Annotated in this window: 7 protein-coding genes; 2 read left to right on the top strand and 5 right to left on the bottom strand. The window is 64.7% G+C overall.

The window, feature by feature from the left end:
• Positions 1 to 170: 170 nt before the first annotated feature.
• Both ACZXDY_RS22835 and ACZXDY_RS22830 read right to left on the bottom strand, forming a co-directional pair.
• The gene (locus ACZXDY_RS22835; protein ID WP_464347038.1) at positions 171 to 1310 is read right to left on the bottom strand and encodes an acyl-CoA dehydrogenase family protein; all 1140 of its coding nucleotides are present in this window, start codon (positions 1308 to 1310) and stop codon (positions 171 to 173) included.
• Positions 1311 to 1491: 181 nt separating this feature from the next.
• Positions 1492 to 2676, bottom strand: coding sequence for an acyl-CoA dehydrogenase family protein (locus ACZXDY_RS22830; protein ID WP_456640635.1), 1185 nt, complete (start codon positions 2674 to 2676; stop codon positions 1492 to 1494).
• A 151-nt stretch (positions 2677 to 2827) separates the two neighbouring features.
• Here ACZXDY_RS22830 and ACZXDY_RS22825 point away from each other — a divergent pair, with 151 nt between their 5' ends.
• Positions 2828 to 3373, top strand: coding sequence for a carboxymuconolactone decarboxylase family protein (locus ACZXDY_RS22825; RefSeq protein WP_464347037.1), 546 nt, complete (start codon positions 2828 to 2830; stop codon positions 3371 to 3373).
• Positions 3374 to 3468: 95 nt separating this feature from the next.
• Positions 3469 to 3963 carry a VOC family protein gene (locus tag ACZXDY_RS22820; RefSeq protein WP_464347036.1) on the top strand — a complete coding sequence of 165 codons (495 nt, stop codon included), beginning with the start codon at positions 3469 to 3471 and terminating at the stop codon, positions 3961 to 3963.
• Between the two features lie 130 nt (positions 3964 to 4093).
• Here the strand turns inward: ACZXDY_RS22820 and ACZXDY_RS22815 are convergent, their stop codons facing one another.
• The 3 genes from ACZXDY_RS22815 to ACZXDY_RS22805 all read right to left on the bottom strand — a co-directional run bounded on the left by ACZXDY_RS22815 (position 4094) and on the right by ACZXDY_RS22805 (position 8509).
• Positions 4094 to 5317: an MFS transporter gene (locus tag ACZXDY_RS22815; protein WP_028163395.1), complete on the bottom strand. Its 1224-nt coding sequence runs from the start codon at positions 5315 to 5317 to the stop codon at positions 4094 to 4096.
• Between the two features lie 100 nt (positions 5318 to 5417).
• On the bottom strand, positions 5418 to 6659 hold the full coding sequence (locus ACZXDY_RS22810; RefSeq protein ID WP_035689923.1) for an MFS transporter: 1242 nt from the start codon (positions 6657 to 6659) through the stop codon (positions 5418 to 5420).
• A gap of 215 nt (positions 6660 to 6874) precedes the next feature.
• A complete protein-coding gene (locus ACZXDY_RS22805; protein ID WP_464347035.1) occupies positions 6875 to 8509 on the bottom strand; it encodes a glycosyltransferase family 39 protein in 1635 nt (544 codons plus the stop codon).
• Between the last annotated feature and the right edge of the window lie 152 nt (positions 8510 to 8661).

Raw genomic sequence — 8661 nt, 5'->3', positions numbered from 1 at the left:
CCCAGCCAGCATGGTGAATCAGAAACTCACTGATTTGGGAATCCCAAATCGATTCAACTTAACCCCATCCCGCTTTAACGGCGGAGCAGCCCTCTCCCACAAGGGGCGAGGGCACATCAACGCGCACCGAAGCATTGGCTCCCACCCTCATTGCAATGAGGGTAACTCCATCAATACCCCTTCGCCCTCGCCAACTGATCGGCGTGGAAATTGCAGTCGCCGAACAGCTCCTGGCAGACGCGGGCGCGCTTCATGAAGAAGCCGATGTCGAACTGATCGGTCATGCCCATGCCGCCATGCATCTGCACGCCTTCCTGCACCGCGAGCGTTGCCGTGGTGCCAGCGCGCGTTTTTGCAACTGCGACCGCGCTGCCGGCATTGGCGGGATCGGCATCGAGCGCCTGCAACGCCTTCAGCACCGCGGCGCGCGTGATCTCGATATCGATATAGAGCTGGGCGGCCCGGTGCTGCAGCGCCTGGAATTCGCCGATCGGCTTGCCGAACTGCTTCCGCTCTTTGAGGTAAGTGACGGTTCGCCCGAACACCTCCTCGCTCAAACCCACCATTTCGGAGGCGACCGCGCCGCGGCCGACATTGAGCACGCCTTCGAGCAGCGGATAACCTTGATCGACCTCCCCTAGCACGCTGTCGGCGTTGACCTCGACATTGTCGAACACGATGCGCGCAGCGTTGTGGGAGTCGACCATGATGGTGCGCTCCCTCGCAATCCCCTTGGCCTTCGGGTCGACCAGGAACAGGGTCACCCCGTTCTTCTCGCCGGCGCTGCCGGCCGTGCGGGCCGCGACGATCAACAGACCCGCAGTGTGGCCGTCGACGACCAGCGCCTTGTCGCCATTCAGCTTGAAGCCGTTGCCGCTGCGTACCGCCTGCATGCTGGTGTGCGGCGGGCGATGCTTGGCGCCCTCGTCGACCGCGAGCGCGGCGAGCAGCGAGCCGTCGGAGATCTTGGGCAGATGCTGCGCTTTCTGCGCCTCGCTGCCGCCGCGCGACAGCGCCGAGGCGGCGAGGACGGACGTGGCAAGGAACGGCGACGGCATCAGCGTGCGCCCGATCTCCTCCATTACAATCCCGGCCTCGACCGCGCCGAGCCCGCTGCCGCCGAATTGTTCTGATACCAACAGGCCGGAGAAGCCCATCTCGGCAAAGGTCTTCCAGAGTTCGCGCGAGAAGCCGGTTTCGTCCTTGCTGTCGCGCAGTTGGCGCAAATGCGAGACCGGCGCCTTGTCGCTGATGAGGCCGCGCGCGCTGTCACGCAGCATGGATTGTTCTTCGGTGAGGATGAGGGCCATAGACTGAATCCGAAAACCTGAGACGATGAATGTTTCCGTTGCACTCCTCCCCTGCAAGGGGGAGGTTGGGTGGGGGGTCTGCCGCTTGCTCCGTGTCTGTGGCTGACCCTCACCCGTCGCGCTCTGGCGCGCAAGTGCGCTGCCGAGCGCGCCGACCTCTCCCTTTCAGGGAGAGGTGAAGTTAAGCTCCCGGCAGGTCGAGGATGCGCTTGGCGACGATGCCGAGCATCACCTCCGACGTGCCGCCTTCGATCGAATTGGCCTTGGTGCGCAGCCAGGCGCGCGGCCGCGCGCCGCCTCGGGAGCGCTCGCTTTCCCATTCCAGCGCATCGATGCCGCCGGCCGACATCAGGATCTCGTAGCGGCGCTTGTTGAGCTCGGTGCCGTAATATTTCATCGCCGAGGAAAATGCCGGATGCGCCTGCCCCGCTTTGGCGAGATCAACCGCGCGCTCGGCGGCCGCAGCGAGTGCTGCTTCATCGACTTCGAAGCTCGCAATCTGGCTGCGCAGCACCGCGTCGTCCAGCCGTCCCTGCGCGTCGGCACCGATGGAATCAGCCGCGATCTGGCCGAGCGGACGGCCGACGCCGCGCTCGCCCATCCCCGAGATCATCGCGCGCTCGTGCTGCAGCAGATATTTTGCAACGTCCCAGCCGCGGTTGATGGTGCCGACAACATGCGACTTCGGCACCCGCACATTGTCGAAGAAGGTCTCGCAGAACGGCGAATAGCCTGAGATCAACAGGATCGGCTTGGTCGACACGCCCTTCGAGGTCATGTCGAACAGGATGAAGCTGATGCCGTCATGCTTCTTCGCAGCGGGATCGGTGCGCACCAGGCAGAAGATCCAATCCGCATAGTTGGCATAGGACGTCCAGATCTTCTGGCCGTTGATGATGAAATCATCGCCGTCGCTCTCGGCCCGCGTCTGCAGCGAGGCGAGGTCGGAGCCGGCGTTCGGCTCGGAATAGCCCTGGCACCAGCGGATCAGGCCGGCCGTGATCTTCGGCAGATGCTCTCTCTTCTGCTCCTCCGTGCCGTATTTGAGCAGCGCCGGCCCGAGCATGGAGATGCCGAACGAGGTCAGCGGCTGCCGCGCGCCGATCGCCGTCATCTCCTGGCGCAGGATCTTGGCTTCCTCACCATCGAGCCCACCGCCGCCATAGTCTTTCGGCCAATGCGGCACCGTCCAGCCCTTGTCGCGCATCCGCTCGAACCAGACCCGCTGCGGCTCGGAGGAGAACTTTGCATTACGGCCGCCCCAGAACGTGTCACCGTCCGAGGTCATGGGCTTGCGCATCTCCGGCGGGCAGTTCTGCTCCAGCCAGGCGCGGGTTTCGCTGCGGAATTTCTCAAGATCGGCCATGGCGCGTTTCCATCTGACGAATTGTTGAAACGACCTTAGCCGCCGGACCGTGGAATTCAATATCTCCCTGCGCCTGGCGCCGGTGGCCGCGAGGCCGGAACGGGTGTATTCGCTTGCTGGCCTAACGGTTGAAAAACAAGAGGAAACGGACATGAGGCTGAAGCTGCTTTCGCCTGGCGAAATGAACGAGGCGCAAAAACAGACCTATGACGAGGCGATCGCCCGCAAGCGCGGCTCCGCGCCGGCGCCGATGATGGCCTGGCTCAACAGCCCGGAAATGGCGCGGCACGGCGCGCGGCTCGGCGAGATGCTGCGCTTCAACACGATGTTTCCGCCGAAACTTTCGGAGATCGCGATCCTCGTCACCGCGCGCCACTTCACCGCGCATTACGAATGGTGGGCACACAAACGCCTCGCGCTGAAGGGCGGCCTCGACCCGAACATCATCGATGCCATCCGCGACCGCCGCGCACCCGAATTCGACGACCCCAAGGCGAGGATGATCTACCACGTGGCGAAATCGCTGCATGAAGGCCATGGGCTGTCGCAGGCGCTGTATGATCAGGCCGTCGAGACGCTCAGCCTGCGCGGTGTGGTCGAGATCATCGGGCTCTGCGGCTACTACACAATGGTGTCGCTGACGCTGAACACGTTCGAATTCGGCCTGCCGGACGGCGAAGTGTCGGAGCTGGCGTGAGCCTGGGGCACGGCCGGAAACACAGGGTTTCCGGACAGGCCGGTTCCGCGTGGTTCGGATCGTCGCTACATACGGTTTTTAACCGGAGCAGCAACATGGCGCAAAATCCTCCCATCATCGCCGGCACGCGGATCGGGCATGTGCACCTGAAGGTCGCCGATCTCGACCGCGCGCTCGGCTTCTATTGCGGCGTGCTCGGCTTCGAGCTTCAGCAGCGCATGGGCTCCGGTGCCGCGTTCATTTCGGCGGGCGGCTACCATCACCACATCGGGCTGAACACCTGGGAGAGCAAAGGCGGACACCCGCCGCCATCAGGCACTACCGGCCTGTACCACACCGCGATCCTCTACCCCACCCGCCCTGCGCTCGCGGACGCGCTCCACCGCGTGCTCAGCGCTGGTATCGCACTCGACGGCGCCAGCGACCATGGCGTCAGCGAGGCACTGTACCTGCGCGACCCCGACGAGAACGGCGTCGAGCTCTACTGGGACCGACCCCAAGAGCAATGGCCGCGCACGCCGGACGGCAAGCTTGCGATGTTCACCAAGCGGCTCGATCTCGAGGATTTGCTGCGGCAACGGGAAATCTAACCCCTCATGGTGAGGAGGCGCGCAGCGCCGTCTCGAACCATGAGGCCCCTATGTCACCCGTGGCCCATCCTTCGAGACGCGGCCTGAAGGCCGCTCCTCAGGATGAGGTCGGCGTGCGTGGTGCGTGTAGCTACGCATTGGCGCGTCCCCGCAGCATGATCAGCACGGCCGCGATGAGTTCGAGCACGATGCAGCCGTAGAACGGCAGCGCGTAACTCCCCGACATATCGCGCAGCAGGCCGACCACGCCTGGACCGAAGGCATAGGTGATCTGGTTGATGGCGGTGACCAGGCTCACCAATACGCCGAACGAGCGCGGGTCGAATTCGCGCTGCACGATCAGGGCCGGCAGCGTGATCAGATTGCCGACCGAAAAGCCGAATACGGCACAGGCCGCAATCAGCACCCAATCGCTGCGCAGGTTGATGATGACGAGGAGCGCCACGGCCTGGCTGACGAAGGACAGCGCCGACGCCAAGCGCTGATTGAGCCGGTCGATCACGAAGGAGAAACTCACGCGCCCGACCACCGCCATCGCGGTCAGCAGCGCCATCGCCACCGCCGCGCGCTCGCGGCCGATCACCTGATCCAGGAATGAGATCAGGTGCACGATGAAGCCGACCTGGGCGAACAGCACCAGGGCGAATGCAATCGAGACCGAGAGGAAACCGAGATCGCGAAGCGCACGCGCGCGGATCTGCGTCGGTGACGGCCCTCCCGCAGCAGACAATGCCACCGCCCCGATATGCGCCGGCGGCCGGCCGACGAAGACCAGGATCACCGGCACCATCAGCGCGACCATCGCGATCGCCGCCGCCGTCATCGCGCCGGAGAAACCGAAATAGCCGATGCCGGCGATCAGCAGCGGAACGCCGACGATGCCGCCAAAGCTCGCGCCGTTCAGCGCCAGGCTGATGGCCATGCCGCGCTTCTTGTCGAACCACAGGCCGAGTGTGTTGGTGATCATGCCGAGGCTGGTGCCGGCCCAGCCGAAGGCGAGCACGGCGTCGGCAAGATAGAGCTGCCAGGGCTCGCGCACCTGCCCGATCGCGACCGCCGCCGCAGCCATCGCGATCGTTCCCGCGACCAGGCAGCTCCGCGGACCGAACGCCTTGATCGCTTCGGCGACGAAGACGACCAGACCCGCACCCGCGAGATAGAAGAAGGTGGTGCCGGAAGAGATCAGCGATGCCGGCCAGCCGTGCAGGCGCTGCAGCTCGGCGACATAGACGCTCTGGCCGTAGAAGCCGAGCCCCCAGCCGAACGTCGCGAGCAGGAAGCAGACCAACACGATGCGCCAGCCGTCGTAGCGGAGCGAGGCCTCGTCGGTGCTGTTGTAAGTCGATGCGTCCACGGGTCGCTGCTTCTTGCCTGTTACGGGTCGTACCGTTTAGCAAAATGGCGCGGTCATCACTTCGACCACGACCGAACTGTCAGCAGTTGTCAGCAAGTTCTCAAAGACTCGGTTCCGGAAACTCATCGACGGCGCGCAATTTCGCCCGCCGCTTCGCGAACGAGGCGATCCACAGCACGACAAGCCCCAGAACCACCGGCGGGAACACGACGAGATTCACCGCCGACCAGCCGTAATTGGCGAGCAATTGGCCTGACGAGAACGAGCCGATCGCCATCGTCCCGAACACCAGGAAATCGTTGAACGCCTGCACCTTGTTGCGTTCCTGCGGCCGGTGCGTCTCCAGCACCAGCGCGGAGGCGCCGACGAAGCCGAAATTCCAGCCGACGCCGAGCACGATCAAGGTCGCCCAGAAGTGCAGCGCGGTCAGGCCCGAGAGCCCGATCGCCGCCGCAAGCGCCTCCAGGAGCAGGCCGAGCGCGACGATGCGCGATGCGCCGAAGCGGGCGATCAACGAGCCCGTGAAGAAGCTTGGGCCATACATCGCGATGATGTGCCACTGGATCGCGAAATTGGAATCACTGACGGAAAGGCCGCACATCTTCATGGCGAGCGGCGCCGACGTCATCACCAGGTTCATCATGGGATAGGCGATGATGCCGCACAGCGCGGCGGCGATGAAACGCGGCTGCAGCGCGATCTCGAGCAGCGGCCGGCCGCCATGCAGGTCGATCGCGGCCGGCTTTGGCGCATCGACGCCGGCCAGCACCGCCATCGCGACCAGGGCGACGAACGCCTGCATCAGGAAGCTGAAGGCGAACAGATAAGGCGGCCAGATGTCCATGGTCCATTGCACGAGTTGCGGACCGAGCACGCCGGCGAATACGCCGCCCGCCATCACCCAGGATACGGCCTTGGGCCGGAACGCGCGACTTGCACCGTCGGCGGCGGCGAAGCGATAGGATTGCGCCACCGCGCCATAGAGCCCGCCGAGAAAGGTCGCAAGGCAGAACAGCCAGAAAGCGCCGTGCAGGATGGCGAAGGCGCCGAGCGCGCCGGTCAGCGCGCCGCAGCCGGTGCCGATGATGAACGCCGTGCGGCGACCATAGGTGCGCGAGATGACGCCGGTCGGCAGCGTGCCGGCGGCAAGCCCCAGCACATACATCGACAGCGGCACGGTCGCGAGCGAAACGTCGGGCGCCAGCGTCGCGCCGACGATCGAGCCGGTCGCGAAGATGACGGCCGAATTGGCGCCGGTCAGCGCCTGCGCCGCAGCCAGCCGCAGCACATTGGCGCGCGCCCGCGCGTCGTCGGCGATCTCATCGCTGGATATGGCACTCATCGACGTTCCCATTCCAAGGCGCCCGGCAGGGAACCTCGCTGTTGCCGGCGCACTATGGAGAGTGGACGCCGCCCGATCAACCAGCGCAAATGGACCGAGGTTATGCGGGGGGCGCCGTGCAAACAGCAAGGCCCATAGGATGGGTAGAGCGAAGCGAAACCCATCGCGACGGAGCAAGCAATGCGAATGATGGGTTTCGCTTCGCTCTACCCATCCTACGATTTCGGGCGATCGGGCACAGAGGGCACCGGCGGCGCGATGTAGACTTTCCAGCTCACAGAGGGGCCGGGGTGGCCGTGGACGAAGCGGCGCGTGGTCATGATCAGGCGCTCGGCGTGCGGCGCGTTCTTGTCGATCCAGCTCTCGAACGCAGGCAGGCGTCCGTCATTGGGGTCGAACACGCCGATGAAGCCGAGGCGCTTGGCTTCCGCTTCGCTGGTGAGGCCCGCGCCCCAGACCTCGCCCGGCGTGAACGGCGCTGGATGATCAGGGCTGTAGAACACCAGCGGCATGATCACCTCCGTGGTGCCCGCCACCACGGCCCAGCGCGAGGCGGCTTTGCGGTGCCAGGCTTCGGTGAGCTCGCGCGCAAGCTCGGCGCGCGCGCCGTATTTCGCGACGCTGTTCGGATCGGCGGCAAGCTCGCGCTCGGCAATGGTCGGCGACGCGAACAGCATGGCGATGGTGATCACGAGCCAGATCGCGCTGATCCGAAACAGCGCCATTCTGGGGATCCGCAGCCAGGGGATCGCGACCAGCGCGAGCGGCGTCAGGAAGAACAGCGAGATGCCCCAGTCGGTCTTGATATAGATCTCGAAGAACAGCGCGCCGAGCGGCGGTCCGATCGCGACGATGATCTGGATGATCCAGACGTTAAGCGCCTGCGAGAGATTGACGCCGGGATTCGGCCCCAGCGACCAGTTGCGCGTGAACAAGGTCGACGGCCGCCGCACCAGCGCGCCCCAGCCGAGCGCGAGCGCCGCCAGCACGATACAGGCGGCGAGCAATCCGAGATTGTGGGCGATGTAGCCGTTGACGAGGTACAGACTGACCGCGCGATTGTCGATGCTGTAGACATCCCCGGCATAGGTCAATGGCGCAAAATGGGTCTCGCTCAGCCAGACGATATGCGGAATCATCGCCACGATCATCGTTGCGATCGCAACCCACGGCGCCGGCGAAGCCAGGAAGCGAAGGCGCTCGGGATGGATCAGCGCCGCAAGCCCGATGGCGCCGATCATGGTCAGCACCCAATATTTGGTCATCAGCGCCAGCGCGCCGGCGAGACCAAGCCAGACGCCCGCAATCGCGGTGCGCTTCTCGAACGCATAGAGATAGGCGAGCACGACCGGCGGCAGGGTCGCAAGCTGCAACAGGTCGGCGTTGTACTTGTAACCCTTGAAGTTGAAGATCGGATAGAGCGCGAGCGTCACCACGACGAAGAAGGCGCGGCGGCGGTCGACGACACGCAGCGCGATCAACCAGCAGACGATAAGGCTCACGGCGATGACCGCCATCGCCAGCGCATAGGTCGCCCAATCCGTCACCGGAAAGATGCGGAACCAGAGGCCGGCGACCCAGCCCGAGAGCGGCGGATGCTTGCCATAGCCGAGCTGGAATTTCTGGCCCCAGGCAAAGGCCTCCGCGACATCCATATGGATGTCCTGCGCGGACTTCAGATTGACCAGGATCAGCGTCCACAGCACGGCATGGGCAAGCGCGAAGCCGGTGACGAACCATAATCCGGTGACGGGATCGGTTGCGCGCGCCACCAGCCACGCCGCCAGACGCGAGATCGACAATTTCCGTTTTGCGCGCGCCGCCGCGGGCAGGATTGATGCAGTCGCCATGGGCCCTGCCTAGCCTGTTTTACGGGCGAATGAAATCAGCTTGGCGTGACTATGGGAGACCGGCGCCGCAAGTTTCCCCGCCGCTGCCGTTTGCCGCAGCGACCCACAATCGGCAGAAACACCCGCCAAAACCAACCAAAACCGGCTCAAAA

Source organism: Bradyrhizobium sp. LeoB3, from assembly GCF_055456055.1.
This window is presented reverse-complemented; position numbering and strand designations above follow the sequence as displayed.

Excerpts from the sequence above, each read along its gene's own strand:
- ACZXDY_RS22835 (WP_464347038.1), bottom strand. The coding sequence starts at position 1,310 with ATGGCCCTCATCCTCACCGAAGAACAATCCATGCTGCGTGACAGCGCG.
- ACZXDY_RS22805 (WP_464347035.1), bottom strand. The coding sequence starts at position 8,509 with ATGGCGACTGCATCAATCCTGCCCGCGGCGGCGCGCGCAAAACGGAAA.
- ACZXDY_RS22830 (WP_456640635.1), bottom strand. The coding sequence starts at position 2,676 with ATGGCCGATCTTGAGAAATTCCGCAGCGAAACCCGCGCCTGGCTGGAG.
- ACZXDY_RS22825 (WP_464347037.1), top strand. The coding sequence starts at position 2,828 with ATGAGGCTGAAGCTGCTTTCGCCTGGCGAAATGAACGAGGCGCAAAAA.
- ACZXDY_RS22810 (WP_035689923.1), bottom strand. The coding sequence starts at position 6,659 with ATGAGTGCCATATCCAGCGATGAGATCGCCGACGACGCGCGGGCGCGC.
- ACZXDY_RS22820 (WP_464347036.1), top strand. The coding sequence starts at position 3,469 with ATGGCGCAAAATCCTCCCATCATCGCCGGCACGCGGATCGGGCATGTG.